This is a genomic window from Fodinibius salinus (assembly GCF_008124865.1).
GTDB lineage: Bacteria > Bacteroidota > Rhodothermia > Balneolales > Balneolaceae > Fodinibius > Fodinibius salinus.
In genome coordinates, this window is record NZ_VNHY01000002.1 from 719,480 (window position 1) to 742,437 (window position 22,958).

At 43.8% G+C, this 22,958-nt stretch carries 19 protein-coding genes; 11 read left to right on the top strand and 8 right to left on the bottom strand.

Annotation, left to right across the window (positions count from 1 at the left end):
* The first annotated feature begins 18 nt into the window (after positions 1–18).
* Positions 19–1,281, top strand: a complete 1,263-nt coding sequence (gene clpX / locus LX73_RS08085; protein WP_148898967.1) for an ATP-dependent Clp protease ATP-binding subunit ClpX — start codon at positions 19–21, stop codon at positions 1,279–1,281.
* 105 nt (positions 1,282–1,386) lie between these two features.
* Entirely contained in the window at positions 1,387–2,670 is a 1,284-nt protein-coding gene (locus LX73_RS08090; RefSeq protein ID WP_148898968.1) for a sensor histidine kinase, read from the top strand.
* A 30-nt stretch (positions 2,671–2,700) separates the two neighbouring features.
* On the opposite strand, the gene LX73_RS08095 is transcribed toward LX73_RS08090, so the two are convergent.
* The 6 genes from LX73_RS08095 to LX73_RS08120 all read right to left on the bottom strand — a co-directional run bounded on the left by LX73_RS08095 (position 2,701) and on the right by LX73_RS08120 (position 8,247).
* Entirely contained in the window at positions 2,701–3,276 is a 576-nt protein-coding gene (locus LX73_RS08095) for a sigma-70 family RNA polymerase sigma factor (protein ID WP_148898969.1), read from the bottom strand.
* A gap of 214 nt (positions 3,277–3,490) precedes the next feature.
* A complete protein-coding gene (locus LX73_RS08100) occupies positions 3,491–4,225 on the bottom strand; it encodes a CPBP family intramembrane glutamic endopeptidase (protein ID WP_246138198.1) in 735 nt (244 codons plus the stop codon).
* Positions 4,222–5,337: a LysM peptidoglycan-binding domain-containing protein gene (locus LX73_RS08105; RefSeq protein WP_148898970.1), complete on the bottom strand. Its 1,116-nt coding sequence runs from the start codon at positions 5,335–5,337 to the stop codon at positions 4,222–4,224. The genes LX73_RS08100 and LX73_RS08105 overlap by 4 nt, the downstream gene beginning before the upstream one ends.
* Before the next feature lie 9 nt (positions 5,338–5,346).
* The gene (locus LX73_RS08110) at positions 5,347–5,688 is read right to left on the bottom strand and encodes a tetratricopeptide repeat protein (protein WP_148898971.1); all 342 of its coding nucleotides are present in this window, start codon (positions 5,686–5,688) and stop codon (positions 5,347–5,349) included.
* A 277-nt stretch (positions 5,689–5,965) separates the two neighbouring features.
* Positions 5,966–7,144, bottom strand: a complete 1,179-nt coding sequence (aroC, locus tag LX73_RS08115; protein WP_246138199.1) for a chorismate synthase — start codon at positions 7,142–7,144, stop codon at positions 5,966–5,968.
* Entirely contained in the window at positions 7,141–8,247 is a 1,107-nt protein-coding gene (locus tag LX73_RS08120; RefSeq protein WP_148898972.1) for a potassium channel family protein, read from the bottom strand. Before LX73_RS08120 ends, aroC begins: the two co-directional genes overlap by 4 nt.
* A gap of 192 nt (positions 8,248–8,439) precedes the next feature.
* Here LX73_RS08120 and LX73_RS08125 point away from each other — a divergent pair, with 192 nt between their 5' ends.
* The 6 genes from LX73_RS08125 (at position 8,440) to LX73_RS08150 (ending at position 14,823) form a co-directional block, all read left to right on the top strand.
* On the top strand, positions 8,440–9,234 hold the full coding sequence (locus LX73_RS08125; RefSeq protein WP_246138200.1) for an MlaE family ABC transporter permease: 795 nt from the start codon (positions 8,440–8,442) through the stop codon (positions 9,232–9,234).
* A 14-nt stretch (positions 9,235–9,248) separates the two neighbouring features.
* Positions 9,249–9,989 carry an ABC transporter ATP-binding protein gene (locus LX73_RS08130; RefSeq protein ID WP_148898973.1) on the top strand — a complete coding sequence of 247 codons (741 nt, stop codon included), beginning with the start codon at positions 9,249–9,251 and terminating at the stop codon, positions 9,987–9,989.
* Between the two features lie 12 nt (positions 9,990–10,001).
* Positions 10,002–10,931 (top strand): MlaD family protein, encoded by a 930-nt coding sequence (locus LX73_RS08135; RefSeq protein WP_148898974.1) that lies wholly within the window; start codon positions 10,002–10,004, stop codon positions 10,929–10,931.
* 187 nt (positions 10,932–11,118) lie between these two features.
* Positions 11,119–12,885, top strand: a complete 1,767-nt coding sequence (locus tag LX73_RS08140; protein WP_246138201.1) for a SurA N-terminal domain-containing protein — start codon at positions 11,119–11,121, stop codon at positions 12,883–12,885.
* A 97-nt stretch (positions 12,886–12,982) separates the two neighbouring features.
* Positions 12,983–14,110: a bifunctional diaminohydroxyphosphoribosylaminopyrimidine deaminase/5-amino-6-(5-phosphoribosylamino)uracil reductase RibD gene (ribD, locus tag LX73_RS08145; protein ID WP_148898976.1), complete on the top strand. Its 1,128-nt coding sequence runs from the start codon at positions 12,983–12,985 to the stop codon at positions 14,108–14,110.
* A 119-nt stretch (positions 14,111–14,229) separates the two neighbouring features.
* Positions 14,230–14,823 (top strand): riboflavin synthase, encoded by a 594-nt coding sequence (locus tag LX73_RS08150; RefSeq protein ID WP_148898977.1) that lies wholly within the window; start codon positions 14,230–14,232, stop codon positions 14,821–14,823.
* On the opposite strand, the gene LX73_RS08155 is transcribed toward LX73_RS08150, so the two are convergent.
* Together LX73_RS08155 and LX73_RS08160 are read right to left on the bottom strand one after the other, a co-directional pair.
* Positions 14,820–17,582 (bottom strand): putative LPS assembly protein LptD, encoded by a 2,763-nt coding sequence (locus tag LX73_RS08155; RefSeq protein ID WP_148898978.1) that lies wholly within the window; start codon positions 17,580–17,582, stop codon positions 14,820–14,822. The genes LX73_RS08150 and LX73_RS08155 overlap by 4 nt on opposite strands.
* A gap of 119 nt (positions 17,583–17,701) precedes the next feature.
* Positions 17,702–18,007, bottom strand: a complete 306-nt coding sequence (locus LX73_RS08160) for an FtsB family cell division protein (RefSeq protein ID WP_148898979.1) — start codon at positions 18,005–18,007, stop codon at positions 17,702–17,704.
* An 81-nt stretch (positions 18,008–18,088) separates the two neighbouring features.
* On the opposite strand from LX73_RS08160, the gene LX73_RS08165 reads away from it, so the two are divergent.
* The 3 genes from LX73_RS08165 (at position 18,089) to LX73_RS13130 (ending at position 22,543) form a co-directional block, all read left to right on the top strand.
* Positions 18,089–20,038, top strand: coding sequence for a phospholipase D-like domain-containing protein (locus LX73_RS08165; protein WP_148898980.1), 1,950 nt, complete (start codon positions 18,089–18,091; stop codon positions 20,036–20,038).
* 86 nt (positions 20,039–20,124) lie between these two features.
* Complete coding sequence (locus tag LX73_RS08170; protein ID WP_148898981.1) at positions 20,125–21,051, top strand: bile acid:sodium symporter family protein; 927 nt, start codon at positions 20,125–20,127, stop codon at positions 21,049–21,051.
* A gap of 502 nt (positions 21,052–21,553) precedes the next feature.
* Positions 21,554–22,543, top strand: a complete 990-nt coding sequence (locus tag LX73_RS13130) for an LpqB family beta-propeller domain-containing protein (RefSeq protein ID WP_281289668.1) — start codon at positions 21,554–21,556, stop codon at positions 22,541–22,543.
* Positions 22,544–22,958: the final 415 nt, after the last annotated feature.

Genomic DNA, 22,958 nt, shown 5'->3' on the forward strand with positions numbered 1-22,958 from the left:
TTATACTGACGTACAATTATGAGCGATCAGGAGAATAATAACGAAAAAACAATATATTGTTCATTTTGTGGGCGATCGAGTCATGAGGTGAACAGTATGGTAGCTGGTCCGGATGATGTGTATATCTGTGACCGCTGTGTGGCCGATGCATCGGGTATTGTAAAGAGCGATTTAGACTCGATGGCAAAGAAGCGTGAAAAAAATTATAAGCCAACTCTCAAGCCCGCCGAAATTAAAGCACGCCTTGATGAGTACGTTATTGGCCAGGAAGAAGCCAAGAAGACTCTTTCTGTGGCTGTGTACAATCACTATAAGCGACTTAGCTCAGAGCTGGAAGAAGAGTTTGGAGATACCGAAGTAGAAAAGAGCAACATTATGTTGCTGGGTCCTACAGGGTGCGGAAAGACACTATTGGCCAAAACAATGGCTAATATTATTGATGTGCCTTTTACCATTGCTGATGCTACAGTACTTACCGAAGCCGGTTATGTGGGTGAAGATGTGGAAAGCATTTTGTCGAGCTTGCTACAGTCGGCCGACCATGATGTAGAGCAGGCTACCCGTGGCATTGTATATATTGATGAAGTTGATAAGGTGGCCCGTAAAAGTGATAACCCATCCATAACGCGCGATGTTTCCGGTGAAGGCGTACAGCAGGCGTTGCTCAAAATATTAGAAGGTACTACGGCTAACATTCCACCCAAAGGGGGGCGGAAACATCCCGAACAGAGTTTTATACAGGTGGATACCTCCAATATTTTATTTATTTGTGGAGGTGCATTTAATGGGCTGGAGAAAATTATTTCTAAGCGTCTGTCGGTAAGTTCCCTCGGTTTCCACACAGAGGAGCAGGTAACGTTCGATAAAGATGATCCCGATATCTTTACGCATGTAGAAGCGCAAGATCTGCAGAAATACGGGTTGATTCCGGAACTCATTGGTCGCTTGCCGGTTATTTCAGGATTGCATCAGCTTTCGAAGGATGCAATGATTGAAATCCTGAAAAAACCCAAAAATGCGCTGGTTAAACAGTATAAGAAGCTGTTCAAGATGGAAGGGGTGGAGCTTATTTTTGAAGAAGAAGCTTTGGAAGTTATTGTAGAGAAGGCATTAAAAAGACAAACCGGTGCACGTGGACTTCGGTCCATTATGGAAAAAGCTATGCTGGATATTATGTTTAGGCTGCCTTCGATGGATAATATAGAAAAGTGTGTTATTACCCGAGAGACAATAAAAGAAGATGCGCCGCCGGTTTATGAAAAGCGGAAGGCATCTGCATAAATAAAGTGGTAATCGATTTTACAGGCATCACCGATTCGGTGATGCCTTTTTTATTTTGTAACATATCGGGTAGTTACGGTTTATCAGTATAGCTAATATTTGGGTATGAAAATCCATCTTACTTCAAATAGAATAAATATTGTTCTGGTAGGGCTTTTGGTTCTGCTAGGGATAGGATCCTTTGCTTATAACCACTATTTGATTAATCGTATCCTGGTCCAGGAACGTTCGAACGTTGAGTTATGGGCTAAAGCCATTGAATACACTAGTAATCCCATCCAGGAAGAAATCAGCCAAAACCTGCTGAAGGCATCAAATTACTTGCAACAACATACTTCGGCACCGGATAGTATTATAGCCCTTATTGATCAGGCAGAAGCGGATCGCACCTCCCAGACTTTTGTAACACAGGAAATTTTGTTGAGTGAAGAACGCTTTCAGGTTCCTCGGATTATAGTAGATGGGAGTGGTCAAATTGTGTTTAAACACCATGTTGAAGGTGAGAAAGAGCAAGAGTTGATTGATCGTTTTGCCCAAATGCATGATCCTATTGAAATAAATCTCGGCAACGAACAGTATTCACTAACTCAGTATGTATATTATGGTGAGAGTCCCACAGTGCGCTATTTGCGGTATTTCCCGTATATCCAACTGAGCCTGTTGGCATTAGTGTTGGGAATAGCGTTTGTAAGCTACCGTACGATCACAAAATCTGAACAGTCAAACCTATGGGTAGGTATGACCAAAGAGGCCGCCCATCAGCTAGGTACGCCACTTTCCAGTTTGTATGGATGGGTTGAGCTGCTCCGCGAGGAAAAAGATGATGATTTTACCCAGCGGATTTGTAATGAGCTCGAAAATGATGTGTCTCGTCTTCGCGGGGTGGCAGAGCGATTTAACAAGATTGGTTCCGAGCCGGAACTGAACCGGCAAAAGCTGGCCCCCATTTTAGAAAATGTACTTGAATATATGAAGCGTCGGCTGCCACAACTCGGCAAAAATGTAGAAGTGTTGCAGCAGTTGGATGAAGGAGTACAGGCAAAGGTAAATTCTGATTTGTTCCAATGGGCGGTCGAAAATATCATCAAAAATGCAATGGATGCTATTAAGGCTAGTGCCAGCAGTCCTTATGTGTCCGTTAAGTTATACCGCGTAGAAAATGAAGTGTATATTGATGTTAAGGATACAGGATCGGGCATCGACAAGAAATTTCACGGTGAAATATTTAAGCCCGGTTACAGTACTAAAAAAAGGGGCTGGGGGCTGGGACTAAGTCTTACAAAACGAATTATTGAGGAATATCACAGCGGAACTTTGTTTATACATGAATCAGAGGTGGGGCGTGGCACAACCATGCGTATTATTTTAGAGGCGCCCAAAGGAAATTAGAGGCGGCCTCTTTGCCAAATCCTTTCTTTGTTAATCAGGTTGGTAGCCGCGCTCTTTGGCATATTCCATAAGCTGAGACTTCAGCAGGTTACGTCCACGGTGCAGACGCGACCGTATTGTGCCGATGGGCACATCCAGCATATTAGCTATCTCTTCGTAGGTAAAATCCTCAATATCACAAAGTAGTACTACCGTGCGGAAATCTTCAGGCAGTTCATCAAGGGCGTTAGAGATGTCATCGTCGATAAGATCGCGGAACATCTTATCTTCCAGGTCCGAGGTATCCGTGCGTTCGGCTCGAATAGTTTCGTAGAAAGTTGCAACCTCATCATAGTCAACTTGGTTAGGCTGCTTAGACTGCTTGCGATAGTTATTGATATACGAATTTTTGAGGATCCGGAAGAGCCATGCCTTGGCGTTAGTTCCCTTTTCGTAGCTGCTAAAAAACCGAAATGCTTTTACAATGGTATCCTGAACCAGATCCTCGGCGTCGCTGGGATCGGAGGTCAGGCGTAGTGCAAAATTATACATTGCATCCAAGTGTGGAATAATTTCATCCTCAAAATCTTCCTGCTTCTGTATTTCCTCTTTTGTTAGTTGTGCCATCCCACTGTTTTTTAATTTGTTGCCGAAGCAATAATATGGCTCAGTTGCTCAATACTTTGTTACACAGTGTCCAACTCGTGTTTAGATATTATATCAAATCTGTTTCCAAAACGTTAATCGTTTTCACTAATGAACCTTATAGGCAATGTTTAATACGATAAGTTTCTCTTTCTGGATTTATACAGACGATATAAATCAGTATGATCTTACCAAATTACCAAAGAATAATAACCAGTAGGTCATAGAGGGCATGTGTCCAAGCCGCCGTTCCAAAGCCACGCCACAAGTAGATAGCGTTCAGCGCCAATCCAAATAAAAAACGAAACAGAAGTCCGGCCCAGCTAAAAGGATATCCCATATCACCTACAAAATGGACGGCACTGAATAACAATGCTGCCAGAACTATCGCACAACCGTAAGCTATATATTTTTTCGAGATGAATTTTTGAAGCACATATAAAAGAGCGGATACCAAAATTACACGAAAAAAAAGTTCTTCATATAAGCCTGCTCCCAGTGACAGTGCAAACTGTTGTAGCAGCGGGATACTCTCTATAGGGGCAGAAGGTAACAATTGCAGGAGATTACTAATCGCCGCTCCAATGAGTAGAGCAAGTACCACAGCATACACCATTGATTCAATAATCATGTATCCAAAATAGCGCATAGAGAGCGTAGATAGCTTATCGCGTTCGCGATATAAAATGATAATACCCAATAGAGCTACAAAAATGAGCGTAATAGAAAGTACGTGCTGCCCCATAAATGAAAGCAATGTCTTGATCCACACATCAACTGAAATACGTACCACCTGCTCAGCATCCGGCTGACTGATAAAGATGAGCATTTCGTAAAGCAACAACAGCGGCAGGCTGATTAGGTAGCTGTATAGCAAAGAATGCGTAGAAGAAAAATACTGTCGGGCGTTATTGCGCAGCTGTTTTATCATTGCTGATAGATTGTGATTTGTGGTGACGAGCTGCTTAAATCAAGAGACTCCCAGGCAGCATCCGAAAGTTTTAGGGCATTTCCCGAAGTACGGTCGTTAATACGGACAAAAATACCTATCCCATTTGCCGGGTTTCTAATAAAGACCACTGATCCCAAAGCCATGTTTGAATGTGCTGCCGTCAGCGCATCTGGATTGTAAAGTTCGCCATTTGTGGTAGGATGAGCTTTGGCAGTGGTATCATATTTTGTAACCGAAGCAGATCCCAGGTTTTGAAGGCTCAGCCGATCCAGAAAGGGATTTTTGTGTACTTTGGTAGGCGGTGCTAATACCGTAACCGTCTGTCCACTCCGCAGCGAATTAATATTTGTTCCGGTGTTCAACGCCTTAAACTCTTGTTTATCCATATTAAACTTATCAAGGATATCCTGAAGGCCCTCGGAACTGTTGCTTATTTCATAGGAAATGAATTTACCCTGCGGTGCCGATCCCACAGCTTCGGCTACAGATGGCGGGACGTCTGTACCAGTATCGCGAACCGTAAGTTCTTGCCCTACTCTGATAGTGTTCGAAGCCAAATTATTCAGTTTTTTTAGCTCCTCAACCGTCATGCGGTGTTGTTGTGCAATGCGATATAACGTATCCCCGTTTTTAACGGTGTAATAAGTATTTTGATCCGATGGTTCATCTACAACAATTGATGACTCATTAGAAGATTTTTTCTCTGCCGGATAAATCGTCAGCTTTTGTCCAACAGCTAACTGATTTGATGATAGATTATTCCACGATTTGATTTCCGCGATACTTACATTGTAAGATTTAGAGATCGAAAAAAGAGTTTCATTTGCTTTAACAGTGTGGGTAAGCTGGTTTTTATCAGTGGGTGTGTTGTCCCGGATGATCAGTTCTTGTCCCACCGAAAGATTGTTGTTGGTCAGGCTGTTCCAACCCTTTACCTGCTGGACTGTTACATCATACTGCTGGGCAATACTAAAGAGCGTTTCGCCTTCCTGAACGGTATGTGAAGTTCCTTGAGCTAAAACACAAGAAGAAGCTCCTACCGTTAGAAAGCCAATGCAGAATATTGTAATCAATATTTTTTGATAACTCATTATTCTTTCTTAGTGGTCTTCAATTTCGGTTTCAACCAGCTGTAGTGCTTCCTGCAGCTCCGTCTTTGTCCGGTTCTCGTCCTGTTCTTCAGCTTTGGGAATTCCCTGCTGGTACAACTCACGGGCATCTGCCAGTCGACCTATTGCTTCATATAGTTTGCCAAGATGGTAATAGACGCCCACATAATCGGGATCAGTGGAGAGAATATCCTCAAAGAGGATACGCGCCTTTTTAAATTCGGCCTCTTTGCGAAACTCCAGCGCTAAGGCAAACTTTGAAAATGAGTCCCCGGGATTTTGTTTAATCTGCCGGGCAAGTTGCTTTATTTTTGGTTTATCTTCTTCGCTCATAACCGTTAGTAATAACGTATATCAGACCAGACTATTTTATGTTCCATTGATAAGATACGGAAATTGCGGAAGGGAAAAAGGGTTCTTCTGGAACCTACGCTCGTTTATTTGGCCGCACTTTGTAACTTGTGATGAGGGCTGCTGGTTGTATGTGAACTTCGTCCCGCAGATGCGATATTGCCCTCAACCTGATCTCAGTTGAGGACAATGAGGGATCTAATATTAGATGTATATCAGTTGCTTATCAAAAGCTGATAAAGAAAAGTATGACTTCCATTTACTGATCAAGCCGTTCTTCAATTTCTTCAATAGAGTCACCACCGAATTTTTCCAAAAAGGCATTGGCCAGCACGGGGGCAATTACACTTTCTGCTACCACAATGGCCCGCGGGAGCGCACAGACATCTGACCGTTCATAACGTGTGTCGGTTTTTTCTTTGCTGTGGATATCAACTGTATCAATCGGTGTAAGCATAGTGGGGATAGGCTTCATTACGCCGCGGATGATTAGCGGCATGCCAGTAGTTACACCGCCTTCCAGTCCACCCATGCGATTAGTTCGGCGCTTAAATGTACCATCCTCATGGATAATCTCATCGTGCACTACTTGTCCATGGCGTCGGCCAGACTCAAAACCCTGCCCGATTTGCACGCCCTTCATGGCTTGGGTGCCGATGATGGCTTGTGCCAGCTGGCCGCCGAGTTTGCGGTCCCAGTGGACAAAGCTGCCGAGTCCTGCAGGCAGGCCGGTTACCACAACCTCCCAGTGTCCGCCTAGTGAGCTTCCTTCTTTGCGTCGTTTGATAATTAGATCACGCATCTGTTGGGTCAGATCTTCGTCGAGGCAGCGCACCGGTGATTCATCGGCGGTTTTGAATATGGTTTCTGCGCCATCTTCGAGCATGGGATCCACGCGGTCGCGCACATCCTCCCACGGCTGTTCATATCCTACCTTGCCAATGCGGGTTACATGACCGCCAATTTCAATACCAAAATGTTTTAAAAACTTGCGAGCGATAGAGCTGCAGGCTACGCGCATGGCTGTTTCACGGGCGCTAGAACGTTCGATAGCGGGTCGAATATCATCGTACCGGTATTTTTGTACACCCGTCAGATCGGCATGGCCGGGTCGCGGGACGGTAATGGGATCTACATCGTCACCGTTGCCCTCCTTGGCTAGCACTTTGGGCCAGTTAGAATCGTCTTTTTCATGCGCGCGGTTGGGCATCTGCATAGCAATGGGGGCACCGGTTGTTTTACCGAATCGTACGCCGGACGAGATGGTAGCCTTATCTTTTTCAAAGGCCATACGTCCACCGCGGCCGTAACCTTTTTGACGGCGTGCTAGGTGTAGAGCAATTTCATCTTCAGTTATGGGCAGGCCGGCGGGCACGCCTTCGATGATGCCGGTAAGTTTAGGGCCGTGCGATTCGCCGGCGGTTAAGTATCGTATCATGCCGATTGGGTATTACGTTGGTGAGGATTGATGTGTTTCATAAAGTCGTGCTTAGATACACGTTCTTCTAGTGTTCGAAAATCTTTGCATCCCTCTTCGCGCAGCTTTTCAATGCGATCCACATCGCCGAGCACAATCAGCGAGTCGCCGATCGAAATTTTATCTTCACTGCCGGGGTTAAATTGGATATTCTCTTTGTCCTGAGGAATAATGGCAATAATTACTACAAAAAATTTCTGTCGAATTTGTGCTTCAGCCAGTGTTTTACCGGCTAATACCGATCCTTCAAAAATCTTAACCTCGTCAAAAATGTGATCTTGGTCTTCATCGGTTCTGATACGGTCCATAAACTGATCAACATGAGGCCGAAGTATAACGTTTGCCATGCGGTCGGCCCCAATTTCGTAGGGAGAGATCACCTTGTTAGCTCCAGCACGTAAAATTTTCTTTGTATTTTCGTGCTCGTTAGTACGCACGAGAATAAAAATATCAGGATTCATATCGCGGCCAACCAGAGTAACAAAAACGTTGTCTTCATCACGGGAAAGGGCACAGATTAGACCCTTTGCACGGTCGATGCCGGCTTCTCGGAGCACACTCTCGTTTTGTGCATTTCCCTTTACATATAGCAGTTTATCGTCCTTAATGCGTTCAATACTGCTTTCTCTGTTTTCAATGACAACTATGGGGATGTTAGCTTCCCGTAAGACTTCTGCAATGCGGTGTCCGATCCGTCCATATCCCGCTATAATGTAATGTTGTTCCATTTTTTCGCGTTGTTTTTTCATAGCACGTTTTTTGAAAATTTCGCTTTCAAATATCAGCTGGGTAGTCTGCGAAGCAATATACGAAATGACACCAATACCCATCACAAAAATCACCATAGTAAGGATGCGTCCGGCTGGAGATAGGTTAGTTAGCTCCGAAAAGCCAATGGTGGTGATAGTAATGAAGGTCATATAGAATCCATCGAAAGAACTCATACCTTCAATAATATTGTAGCCAAACGAGCCTACAACAAATACAACAACCAGGATACTTAGGGCAATAGCAATCCTGGTGGCTATAATGTTGTCAATAACGTTATTATAAAATGTATTCATGCCCTCAATTATCGCGAGAATAATTTTTTATATGACGTCTTTGCAAAACTAAAAGTTAGATTATTTTGAATTTATCGAAAAAAATTACCAACAATTTTGGTTTTAAAGTGACCTTCTTTAGCTGTATTAAGGATTAGAGCTTGAACTTTACAAAGACATCTATAATATAGTTGAAAAATTAAAGCGCACGAAATGACAACCACGCTTAAATTTAATACTTTCCAGCCTTATTTTAGATTAATCCCATTTATGAAGGCACTCGAAAAGTTAGGAAAATACAGTTTACTCTTGTATCGGTCGTTACGATCGTTATATGAGTTTAATACGTATAAGAAAAACCTTGTTAACGAGCTGTTGAAAATTGGCTATGAGTCAGTACCTATCGTATTGCTCACGGGCGTATTTACCGGTGCAGTAATGACTATCCAAACGGCATACCAGCTGAATATTGCCTTTGTGCCTATTTCAGTGATTGGATCTATTACATCAGAGTCGCTGCTTATTGAACTGTCGGCGGTAATCACAAGCTTGGTGTTAGCCGGTAAGGTAGGAGCCCGCATTGCCACTGAGTTGGGCACCATGCGAGTGAGTGAACAAATTGATGCGTTGGAATCGATGGGCTTTAACTCGGTTTCTTTCCTGGTACTTCCACGCGTACTGTCGGGACTTATTATGTTCCCCTTGCTGTATATTTTTGCCAGCGTGTCGGGTATTTTAGGTGGATTAGCAGCCGCATATTTTTCAGGAGCATTGCCGCCGGCTGAATTTATGCAGGGTGCCCGGGAGTTTTTCTTTCCCTGGGATGTGACCTTTGGTATGCTCAAAGCCTTTGTGTTTGGATATGTAATTACTTCGATCTCTTGTTTTAAAGGATATTATGCTACCGGCGGTGCCGAAGGAGTAGGTAACAGCACGACGCAGGCTACGGTTTTGAGCTGCATTTATGTATTATTAGCTGATTTTGTATTGGCTTCGGTATTTTTGTAAACAATGATAAACAAATGATAGAGATACGCAATCTTACCAAAAGTTTTGGGTCGAACCTGGTGTGGGAAGACGTTTCTTTTAATATAGAAGAAGGGGAAACGGTAGCCATAATTGGCCGGTCGGGTTGTGGTAAGTCGGTGCTGGTAAAGCATTTGAATGCCCTTATGTATCCCGATTCGGGAGAAGTAATTATTGACGGGCGAAATGTGTTTGATTTGGAATACGTAGCCCTTCGGAAAATGCGTCAGCGTTTTGGAGTACTTTTTCAGGGATCGGCACTCTTCGATTCGCTCAATACTTTCGAAAATATTGCTTTTCCGCTGGAGTATTTTACTGATCTTACTGAAGATGAGATTGCCGACAAGGTTGAGGAGAGTCTGGACTTGGTGAATTTGGCCGGTACGGGTGACCAATCGCCGGCGGAGCTTTCCGGCGGTATGCAGCGCCGGGTGGCACTTGCACGTGCTACCATCCTAGAGCCCGATTTTTTAATTTATGATGAACCTACGTCGGGTTTAGATCCCAAAACATCAGAAGAAATAAACGAGTTAATCATCTCGATGGCCCAAAATTTGAATATTACTTCTATTGTGGTGACGCATGACATCCACAGTGTGCTTGAGATTGCCGAGCGTGTAGTCTTTTTAGAAAATGAAAACCTAAGTTGGCATGGCACTGTTGATGAAATGCGCGAAAGTGATAACGAAGATCTAATGAATTTTATAACAGCTAGTGAGTATCAAATAAGAAACTAACGAGGAGTTATTTTGAAAGTCAGCAATGAATTAAAAGTAGCAATAACAATATTAATAGCCATTTTTATTGGCTTTGTCGGATACCGGTTGATGAGTGATCTGCCATTATTTCGCCAGTCAAATACGGTACAAACATATTTCAGCCGAGCTGACGGTCTATCAGCAGGAAATTATGTGTATGTTAATGGTGTAAAGGTAGGCTCGGTGAAAAAGATTAAGCTGCTATCCAACGATAGTGTAGGCGTTACCATGAGCTTTGATTTGGATGTGGATATTCCCAAAAATTCAGTGGCATATCTTGAATCGACGGGTCTGCTGGATGGTAAGGCTATTGTCGTAGAGCGAGGCGATGCCAAAGAAAATCTACATTATGGTGATACCATTGAAGGTGAATACCGGGCCGGGGTTATGGAGACATTTGGAAAGAAAGGGGATGAGTTGAGTAAAGATGTATCCGACTCATTTGGAAAGTTGAACAAACTGCTTGCCCGCCTAAACAGTATGATGGATGAGGAGTCTAAGAAAAATGTGAAGGGCATATTGCGAGATTTAGAGACCACATCAAAGGAGGTGTCAACCTTATTCAAGAACAAACGAAGAAATCTTGAAAACAGCATTAACCATGCCGAACGGTTTTTGGCGAATGTGGATACAGTTAGCATGCGCAATAAGTCGCGCATAGATTCTGTGATGACGGGGCTGGATCGGTCACTAACCCAGCTGGAAACTCTCGCACAAAATTTAAAGAGCACGAACAGTAAACTCGATCAGATTTTGACAAAAATTAACGACGGGGAGGGCAGTCTGGGTAAACTGGTCAATGATCCCGGATTATATAATAATCTGGAAAGTCTCACTGGCGAAATGGATACGCTAATCAACAATATCAACAATAATCCCCAGAAATACCTTAAGGGAATGAAGCTGATTGAGGTATTTTAGACGTTGTTTTGTGTGCACAACCTGTTGTACAACTGATTGAAGAAGGCAACTATTTTCGATTTCGCAATATTGCTGTTAGCACAGGTGTATTGTATATTTAGAAGCTTATGGACAGGCAGAATATGTTTGTCTAACAAATTTTTTTATTAATTAAGATGTAGTTACGAGGTTTACGAATATGGGTGTAATGGAAAAAATGAGAAAAGGGACCGGCGTTATTTTGTGGGTGCTTATTTTCTCATTCGGAATATTGTGGATGCTTCAAGACACCGACCTTTTTAGTGTGTTACAAAAGGGTCCCCGATCTTTGGGAGCGGTTAATGGAGAAAAAATTTCGTTGGACGAATACAACAGCCGCATGCAGTATTTTACGCAGCAACATACACGCCAAACCGGCAATTCTATGAATCCAGAGTTGCGGGCTCAATATCAGCAGCGTGCTTGGGAGGCTCTTGTAAACAGCAAGCTGATACAGCAAAAAATGGATGATCTGGGTATTACTGTAACTGATCAGGAAGTAGTGGATATGATTAGCGGTGAAAATCCGGTACAGTTTATCAGACAACAGTTTCAGCGTGAGGATGGGACCATAGATCGCGCTGCTTTACAAGCTGCTATTGATGCTCCTGAAAATACACAGATGTGGATTCGGGTAGAACAGCAACTGCGCCAGCAGCGCCGTCAGCAAAAAATGAGCAATTACTTGCAGTCGTCTATGAGAGTTAGTGATTATGAGGTGGAGCAAGAATATATTCGCCGAAATACTACGGCTGATGTTTCATTTGTTCGATTTTCTTATGGCGATGTTGATAAAAGTGAGATTTCTGTTAGCGAAGAAGATCTTCGGACGTATTATGAAAATCATTCCGACAAGTATAAGCGCAAAGAGTCGTACCGATTTGAGTATGTAAGTTTTGACAAGACCCCTACAAAGCAAGATACCATGCGTACGCTCAATGATATTAAAGAGCTTCGCTCTGATTTTGCCAGTGCTGAAAATGATTCCTTGTTTTTAAATCGATATCAGTCAAGCACCGATTATACTGCAGAACTGGTTCCCAAAAGCGATATACGGGAGCTCTACCGTTCGGTACTTGATGTAGCCGAAGGCGAGGTAACAGAGGTTATAAGGGACCAGGGACGAATGTATTTGCTAAAAAAGAAAGAGGAGACAGCAAGTAAAGTCAGGTTTGTCGTTTTTAGTTTGGATGTAAAAGCAGATCCTGTTGCTACGCTTGATAAGCGAGCTAAAAAGGCTGATGATTTCAGTTACTTTGCTGAGCAGGAAACCTTTACCGGTGAAGCTGAAAGACGTTCGTTATCGGTGCAAGAAGGGTTTGCAACCAAGGGGAATAACTTTGTTTCAGGTATTGGACAAAGCCGGCAGATTCTCAACTTTTTAGAGTCCTCAGAGCCCGGAGCTATTTCGAAGACTATAGAACTTCCCAACCTGTTTGTAGTGTTGCATGTTACCGAAGTTACCCCGGCTGGCACACAACCGTTCGAGGAAGTAAAAAAGCAAATTCGCACGGTTGTTAAAAACAATAAGCTTAAGCAACATGCGGTAAAACAAGCTAATACACTGGCCGAACAATATGATAACTTGGAGACGATTGCAGAAAAGTCCGGTAATGAGGTTATGACCGTTTCTTCATTGTCAATGAATGATGCTACCATCGAGGGGGCCGGCCGGGAACCGAAGGTTGTAGGTGCTATTTTTGGTCTGAAAAAAGGAGCCTACTCCGCTGCTATTGAAGGCACGAATGCCGCTTTTATTGTGAAGGTAAACGAACTTCGTAAAGCTGATGTACAGAATCTGACGCCCCAGGTTCGGGAACAAATTCGACGTGAATTGGAGCAAAGCAAAAATCAGGTATTTATGAATACCTGGATTGAACAGCTTAAAGAAGAAGCTGACATTGAAGATAACCGAGACCGGTTGCTCAGCGGATAATTACACAAAGAGATATTGATTGCAAAAGGGCAAGGAGAAATTCTTGCCCTTTTTTAATTGTTGATAACTTCTTATTGATTTTTAAAAGTAGTGAAAGATGGCTGACACAACGACCGATATAGATAGAAAATGGATGAGCCACGCGCTGGATCTTGCCGAGCAGGGGGCTGGTTATGTGTCACCCAATCCCATGGTGGGTTGTGTTATTATATCTACCGAAGGTCAAAAGATTGGGCAGGGCTTTCACGAACGCCACGGCGAAGCTCATGCCGAAAAAAAAGCGCTGGATGATATTGCTGATAAAAGTTCGCTTGAGGGAGCTACCGTTTATGTTACGCTGGAACCCTGTGCTCATCACGGCAATACGCCACCCTGTTGCGAATTGCTTGCCGAACAACCTATTGATAGGGTAGTAGTGGCAATGGAAGATCCCACCCCTAAGGTAGCTGGCAAAGGTATTACGCACCTTCGCGACCATGACATTACCGTTGATGTAGGACTGATGCAGGAAGAGGCCGAAGATCTTAATGAGTTTTTCTTGTATCACCAGTCGTTAAACCGACCTTTTATAACACTCAAAATTGCACAGACGCTGGATGGCTATACGGCAGCACCTGATGGCAGTTCAGAGTGGATTAGCGGTCCCCAGTCTCGTGCGCTGGTCCACCGCTGGCGCAGCCAGTATGATGCCGTAATGGTCGGACGAAATACAGCACGTCTCGACAATCCCCGACTGACGGTACGCCATGTTGAAGGGCGGCAGCCGCGTCGTATTGTGATTGATGGTCCGCTGGAACTTTCCGAAGATTTGAATTTATTTTCTGATCAATATGAAGAAAAGACCATTGTGCTGACCCATAACAGGCAAAAGTATGAGAATGAAGCTGATCCGATGCTTGATATGCTGCAGTCAGACTATTTTCATGGGGAGACGTTATTAGTGGATGAGAAAGATGGACATACTGATTTACGCCAGGCATTTCGCCAATTAGGACAACTGCCGCTTACCTCAGTATTAGTTGAGGCCGGACAACAGTTGTCATCGGCACTGTTGCATGAGCAGTTGGTGGATAAGGTAGAGTGTTTTATTGCCCCTAAAATGCTGGGAGGGGGCACAAAATCAATTATCAATCTGGATATCAATCGCATGTCTGAAATTATGGAGTTTCATGATCTGGAATGGAAGCAGGTGGGTAATGATTTGCTATTCCGTGGGTATCTTTAGGAAATAATATACCTGCTAATACCTCTGCCGGTACCTTAATATCTGGGGTTCCGCTATAGCATGTTTCCACGGATAGTCTTAGGTTTATGTGTATGTAATCAGAACTTAACTTATCTGCGTTGTTTACAGGAATTATAAAATCAGTCGGTACAGTACAGAATATTATCTCACTTGACGGTGGTAAAGAAATAGCCATTGCAGCCGATTTCGCCGGAAAGTTGTCGGTGGATGAAAGTATCAGCATTAACGGCGTATGCCATACCGTAACGGCTTGTGATAAGCAAACTTTTACCGTTCAGAGCGTGGAAGAGACACTCCGCAAAACAACTATTGGTAATCTTGGAGTAGAATCACCGGTCAATTTAGAGCGGTCTATGAGTCCTGACCAGCTGCTGGACGGACATATTGTACAAGGGCATGTAGATGTCACGGGGATTATTAAAAATATTGAACAGGAAGGCAGTGACTGGTTATTTACAGTTGAATATCCGAGAGAACATAGCAGTCTTATTGTTGGACGCGGGAGTATTGCTATTGATGGAATAAGCTTAACAGTAGCTGAAGAAACCGGGAATAGGTTTACGGTGGCTATTATTCCCTATACCTATGAGCATACGAATTTATACTCCAAATCAGTCGGTGATGCGGTAAACCTAGAGTTCGACATCTTGGGAAAATATGTGCAAAAACATTTGCAGAGTAGAGAAGACTAAAAGCCGCGAGGTGTTCGTCCGGCTTGATCAGAACCTCGTTCTAGATTATTAAGTCCCGGTAATTTTTGAATAATGCTTTGCAGCCGACCTGCATTAATCCGCAGTGAAAAGAAATAATATTTTTTATCTCCAAAAGGATTCATGGTGAATGAAAAATCCCAGCAGTGGAGTTTGCGGGTAAGATTAAATTGTGAAGGGGTTAATTTTTTCCGAATAAAATCATAACCAATCTGGGTTTTGAAATTCCACTTTGGTGTAAGTTTCAGGCTGATGTTATTGGCATTAATGGTTGCTGACTTGTTGTTGGACTGATTGGGATTGGGGTTCAGTGACCAGCGATAGCTAAGGTTTATCGAAAATGAAAATGGTGTTTTAAAATCCTGTACGGGCTGTTGGTTAAAATATTGATCTACGGGATGAAAAATACGTTGGTTAAGAGGGTTATAATTCTTCGGATAATTAGGTCGATCATCTGCTTGCAATCCCTGTTCGCCCAATTTCACCGAATAACTGGTTCCCGTAGAAAAGCTGGTTAATTCTGCAAGCTGCCGGGAGTTAGAAATTCGGAAATGATCAATTTTTTGTCCCTGGGCATTTCGTTGGTAAAAGTTAAAATTGGCATCAGCCCTGATATCCAGCCCCGGTAAGATGCTGGCCGTTAAGTTTGTTTGCAGGTTGGCAAGTTTAAGACTGTCGGCCGCAAAATTGTAGCTGGAATTTATATTAAACTGGTCAATAAGCCGTACAACTTCTTCTTTCTTTTCACCGGTAGAATCGCGGCTTACTTTTTTCATTTCAAAGACATTGCCGATTCCAAACCCGACTGATCGTTGTTCACCGGCTTGGGGACCGCTAAAGACTTCATTTTCAAAAATTGAATATTCTCGGCTGGGTAGTGTTCCATCGGGTTTCCGAGTAGTGTCGGTTTGTACTGTGCGATAGTATCCCCAGTAATCGCTGCTAAAATCTGGGCGGTAATTAAGTGAAAATTGTGGGCGCAGAGTATGACGAAAGCTTGTGATATTTCCGATGTTTGCATTCATAATACCATAAACGGTTGTGGTAAAACTAAGTCCGGCACTAAAATCCCGGGCCGAGGTAAAACCGCGAACTTGCTGATCTACTACCTGATTGGAATCGGCATTAAAAGATTTACGTATGGTGGTGGGAAACCAGTATTCATTATATTGCCCGTTAAGGCTAACGTTTAAAAATTGGCTGGGTAAAATTTGATTTACACTTAGATTTGCTCGTTGTCGGAATCCGAATTTATAGTGATCGGTATCATCTGTAGATTGGCGATATTTAGTGGGATCTCGCAGGGCCTCAAACCAATTAATACGGGCAGAGTCCTTGCGAACAGGATCAAACTCGTAATCGGAGTTAAAACTATTTTGATACCGTAAAGATATTTTTTCGTACCACTTTGATTCGTTGCCAGAGGTTTGCTCGTTTTCAAAAGGTGAAAATTGTTTTACACTGAAGTTCAAGTCGGGTCCTTGAACACGGGTTACATTAGTCAGAAAATTTTGGTTTTGCTGGATAGATGCATCAAAATTGTAGGTGTTATTGGGATGTCGATATCGATAATTAATACTGGAGCTCGTGCTGGTCTCAGCGCGTTCAGTGGGATTAAAAGAGTTTTGTTGATTAAAATCTTCAGTACGTAGGTTTATATTGGTATTAAAGTTGGCGTAAGGTGAAAACTGTTGCTGGTGTGAAATTCGTAGTTCCTTTTCTACCCTCGATGTATAATCGGGATCCGTCGGTTCCAACCCGCTATTTCTCTTAGAGTATCCTACTTGTACATTTCCGTTTAGCTTATTGCGAATTCGGTAATTAGTCTGTGTATCTATAAAATAGGTACCCGAAGTAAAAATATCGATAGAGGCGCGGGCCGTCAGGTAATCGTTGAAGTACTGAAACCAGCCAAAATCTTTCAGTCCAATTCCCCGTCGTTGTTGGTCTTGAAATACATAGGTTGGCTGTAGGAGGCCTGATTGTTTCTTATCAAATTTGCCCGGAAGATAACCGAAAGGAAAAATTAGCGGATAAGGAATATCCAGAATAAATAGTCGCGCATTTTGGAAAAATATTTTTTCTTGGTCAACAACCTTCATTCTATCTGCCTTAATATAATAATGTGGGTGGTCGAGCTGACAGGTTGAGTACTTAGCATTTTCCAGGAAAACAACATTGGGGCCGGTATTTTTAACCTTATTGCCGATAAGGTTACCATCTTGAACATTTACCCGAGCTACCTCGAAACGTCCGCTTTCACTTTCATAATTAAAGTCGATTTTATTGCTTCGAATACGTCGGTCATCTCTAATTAGTACCGGTTGGGAAAGCGTATCCTGCGGAGTTTGGGTTTTGGCACTTACCAGATTTTGGTCAAGGTTCATGGATATTTTGCCGGACTGTAGTTCACCGGATGTATGTACTACTGATGAAGAACCATAAAGGGTAGCAATGCGATCTTCTTTAAACTCAAAGATCAGCGAGTCGCTTGCCTGAAAGTTCACTTGTCCCTCTTGCTCAGGCGCGCCTGCGTTACCACGCCCGGATTGATTGTTTGATTGCTTATTTGGGGTGTTCTGACGCTGATCGTTGGTTTTCGTAGTATCCAGTTGCGAAGAGCGATTAAGGAGATTATCTACTCCCGTGCTATCTTGGGCTGAAAGTGGCTGAATAACAGCCAACAAAAATACCAGCAACAGCCCCAGAGACCAAGCCTTGTATGTAAACATTCGTTTCATGCAGAAGCTGTTGCTGACACAGGATTTTATGTAATATTGAGGGTTATAATAACTCTTTATTTTGGTTTATAGTATAAGAAAGACAAGCGACAGTCGATGGTTCAAGATAAGTGAGCAGCCTAATCTGAAACCTTCACCTTATAAATAAGTTCTCCCTCTTTTTTCATACCATACTCTTCGCGGGCAATACGCTCCAGTAAAAAGGGATCAGATTCGAGATTCGAGATATTTCTTTTGAGTACAGCTGTTTCCTTTTTTAATTGCGTTTTCTTTTTCTTTAACTCAGCTTTACGCTGATTAAGTTCAATACGTTTCCAGATACTGTAGGTATCTATAAAGCTGAACCAAACAACCACGAAGCCTCCCAGGATGAAGAGAAGGAACGATTTCCGCCATCGTAAGGGATTTAAAAGCTGTAAATTCATCACTCAAATTGCTTTATGGCCCATTAAAACTGTACATTACAACTCGAAAATACGATAAAAAACGGATGAAAAACAACAGGAATGATACTACAACGTCGGGTCGTTGGATTTTTGATTATTGCGGCAGCGTTGTTACCTCTGCAAAGTAAAAGTCAAACAACAGCAGACAGTAGTACCACCGAGTGGATCAAGGTATATTTCAATATGCCGGCTGATTATTCAGTAGCACTACCCGGCAATATGAGTAATAGCCGTGAAGATTTGATCGGAATATTGGAATCGCTCATTCGGGACGCCCGATACAGCGTTGATTTGGCTATTTATGATCTTGAACACCAGCGCATAGGGCAAGCGTTGGCTGCAGCACATCAAAGAGGGATAGATGTTCGTATTGTTACTGATAACTATAATCGATCCGATGCTGCACACATTGATTCTGTAATGTGGGCTACGTTGCGCCAGGCCGGTATTACATCTATTGATGATGACGGCGATATCTATCAGCCCAACGGCGGTATCTCGGATCACTCGCTGACAAATTCTGGGGCAGATATGCACCACAAATTTGCCGTCATCGATGGACGCAATGATTCTCCCAATGATGATTTAGTATGGACCGGATCGACCAACCTTACCTATACCGGTGCCTATAACACTAATAATATTATTGTTATTAAGGATGATGGAATAGCCAAAGCCTATACACGGGAATTTGAACAAATGTGGGGAAGTGAAACAGACACTCCCAATGCAGGCCGGGCAAAATATCATAAGGATAAAAAGGGAGTCAGCGATCACATTTACTATGTAGATGATACCAAAGTGGAGCTGTATTTTGCGCCTATCAATCGTAATGATACCAAGCCCAGTGTAATGAACAGACTGGTAGAGGTTGTTCAGGCCGAAGTCCAACATGATGTTGCTTTCCAGGCTTTTGCCATTACTCCCAGCATACCGCTTAGCCGCACAATTTGGAAGATGTCAGCCACCGGGAATATTGCACTTAGCGGTATTATTGATCCGCTGTTTTATGGTCGCTACAAAAGTAATGGTGATATCTGGGCATCACCCGAAGCAAACGTAACGAACCGTGAGATTCTACCGGCCAACGAAATGCGTAAGTTGCATCATAAGGTGATGTTGTTGGATGCCGCCCATCCGGATTCTACCGACAAGGGAGTGACGTTAACCGGTTCATATAACTTTTCAAAAAATGCGGAAGTCAATAACGATGAAAATTTATTGATCATTTATTCTGATGAAATTACCAATCAGTATTATCAGGATTTTCGAGGAGTACTGCGCCGAGCAAAAGGCGAAGAGCAACCACCGGCACCGCCGCTTAATGCTGATCAGTGGTATGCAGTTCAGGAAGTGCAGGATGGCAGTGAATTTAGCATTGAGATAGCCCCTAGCTTTGAATACGAGGTAGAGTTTTTGGGTGTTAAAGTGCCTCGTATGTATGCCGGTAACGACTCTTCGGAATATTATAGTAGCGAAGCTGCAAAACGTGTGCGTAACCTCATATCAGAATCACAAGTCAAGCTGCAGGGCCCCTCGGGTGGAACGCCACAAGCAGGGTACGGAGCGTTTCAAGCCTATGTGACACTTAAAAAAGATGGACAGGAAATTGTAGTAAACAAGTATTTGCTGCAACAGGGACTGGGACAGCCGGAACCGTATTATGCTCAGCACCCCGATTCTGTAGAAGCCTTTAAAAGATATACAGAAAAAGCTCAGCAACAGAATAAAGGGATCTGGGAACATCCCGAGAAGATTGCTCAAAAGATGCCCCGGACCATGATTGAAGATAAGGATCCGGATCCCGCCGAGGCCTTCCCTATTAATATCAATACGGCTGACAAATCACAGCTTGATCACTTACCCGGCATTGGTCCGGCTTATGCCCAGCGCATTATTGATTATCGAAAAGAAAACGGAGACTTTACGGATGTGGAGCAGCTCAGGAAAGTGAACGGCATTGGTCCGAAAACAATGGAAAAGCTGCGCCCCAATGTGGTGATAGAGTAATTGTTGGGGGTATACATTTACCGCCTTGAACTCTTTATTCTTAGCTTATTTAACTTCCCTGGAAACCGAAAAATAATTATTGATTAATGGCTGAATCCTTAGACGCGATCCGCATAAATCTAGATGACAGTGGTTTGCTGGCAATGAATATTTCGCTGGCAATTATCATGTTTGGAGTGGCACTGGAACTTTCTGTCAATGATTTTAAGCGGCTGCTGAATGATCCCAAGCCTACCTTAGTGGGCGTTTTTTCACAGTTTGTGTTGCTGCCTGCACTTACTTTTTTATTGATATTAGGATTTGAACCAAAGCCGAGCCTGGCGCTGGGTATGTTCATGGTTGCGGCTTGTCCCGGTGGAAATATTTCAAACTTTTTTTCTCTTTTAGCTGAAGGTAATGCAGCTCTTTCGGTAAGCATGACGGCTATTGCTACTCTTTTTGCCATTGTAATGACCCCCTTTAACTTTACCCTGTGGGCCAGTTTTTATGAGCCAACAAATCTTATTTTAAAAGATATTCATCTAAATTTGTGGGAGGTTTTTAAGATTGTGGGGCTCATCCTGGGAGTGCCTCTTGTTGTGGGTATGCTCGTACGGTCTTGGAAAGAGCCACTGGCTGATCAAATATCATCCTGGATTAAAGGATTTGGGATATTGTTTTTTGCCGGTTTTGTATTGGTAGCCTTTAGTATGAATATTAACAACTTTTTGAATTACGTGCATTTGGTGGTCGGCTTGGTGTTTTTTCACAATGCCTTTGCACTAAGCAGCGGATATGGATTGGCCTGGCTCTTTAATCTTGACCGCAAAGACCGTAAATCCATTGCCATAGAAACCGGTATTCAAAATTCAGGATTGGGGCTGTTGCTTATCTTTACCTTTTTTAACGGCCTTGGAGGCATGGCTTTGGTCGCCGCTTGGTGGGGCATCTGGCATATTATTACCGGTCTGGTCATAGGCTGGTACTGGTCAATTGGCAAGTCAGCCCTGCAGCGGGTATTTCAGAAGGCTTGATCCATATTAAAAATCCTCTATTTTGCAACGCTGTCAGGATCCCGAATTTCGACAAGATTTGATATTTGAATCTCATTTCTCCATCTTTTTCCTGTACGTGCTATAATAATATCTGTAGAGAGAGGAGGCTTGTATGTCCCGCAAGGTTAGCAAAAATACTACCACCACATTTATTTTTTTACTCTAGATCAACATCCATTGATTTGACCCCCTTTATGTTTGGGATTACGCATATTATAATGAATACCAAAAATATTTCTGTGATTACTTTACATTACAACAATCAATATAATCAACTATCATTATGAGACGACCAATACAACTAGCGACCTTATTTTTGACCATCCTATTGGTGGCGGCTTGTGGCGATGACGGCCATAGCCCGACCAATGGCAACAACAATGACGACCCCACCGGGGCACTGGAAGTGACCGCCAACAACACCGGTGACGACATTGACGCCGACGGCTATACCGTCAGTGCGGGCGGGGCCACCAAGAGCATGCCTTCGTCGGGCAGGGTAACCTTGGCCGGCCTCTCCGAAGGGGACGTGGATGCCAAGCTGTCCGGGATCGCCGGCAACTGTTCGGTCAACGGCAGCAATCCCCAAACGGTGACCATTACGGCCGGAGATACCACCTCCACCTCCTTTGCCGTGAGCTGCCAGACCGTGGCCGACGGCCAAATTGCCTTTATCAGCGACCGGGACGGGGACGGGGAAGTCTTCCTGATGAATACCGACGGCTCCTCACCGACGAAACTCACCGACAACTCCGACACTGATTTTGCCGGGCCGATTTCTCCGACCGGCACCAAAATTGCTTTTGTCAGTGACCGCGGCGGGTCTACAACTCACCTGTATGTGATGAATGCTGACGGGTCGAACGTCCAGCAGCTGACATCCTCGGGAGCGAGTGTGAATCTATTACTAGCAGGGATTAGCTGGTCGCCGGACGGTTCCACTCTGGCTTTTGTGGACAGCCGCAGCGGGAATGGGGAAGTTTATACGATCGGGGCCGACGGCAGCGGCGAGCAGCGGCTGACCAACAACAGCGCAACGGATACCTGGCCCCACTGGTCACCGGACGGCTCCAAGATTCTCTATGCCAGCGATACCGACGGGGATTATGAGATTTACACCATGAATACCGACGGGACCGGCCGCCAGCAGCTCACCACCGACAGCGATAATAATGGTATGGCTCGTTGGTCCCCCGATGGCAGTAAGGTAGCCTTTGCCAGCAACCGTTCAGGGAACCTAGAAATTTACACCATGAACCCTGACGGCACCGGCGTGCAGCAGGTAACTAGCGACCCGGGGTCGGATGAGTTCCCCAGCTGGTCGCCGGATGGCAGTGAGCTGGCCTTTTATACTGACCGTGCTGGGAATGATGAAGTGTATAAAATTAATGCTGACGGTAGCGGGATTCCGACTAACCTGACGGCCAACAACGCCAGTGACGTTAACCCCTACTGGAGCCCGGTGGAGTAAACGACGGACCATTTTTTCGAATAATAACTTTTACCCGCAGTGGCATCACAGCCGCTGCGGGTTTCTTTATGTTTATTTATCAGCTATGAGCATTCTCCTATGCTTATAGCTACGATATGTCACTCATTTGAGCTCATTTTGTTCAGAATCACGTATATAATAATGAATACTACAGAAGTAGTTCTGTGATTATCCTACATTCATTACAATAATCAACTATCATTATGAGACGACTAATACAACTATCGACCTTATTTATGACTTTGCTATTGGTGGCTGCCTGTGGCGATGACGGCCCAACCAATGACAATAATAATGATGACGACCAGCCCACCACCGGGGCGGTGGAAGTGACCACCAGCAGCACCGGTGATGACATTGACGCCGACGGCTACACCGCCAGCGCCGATGGGGC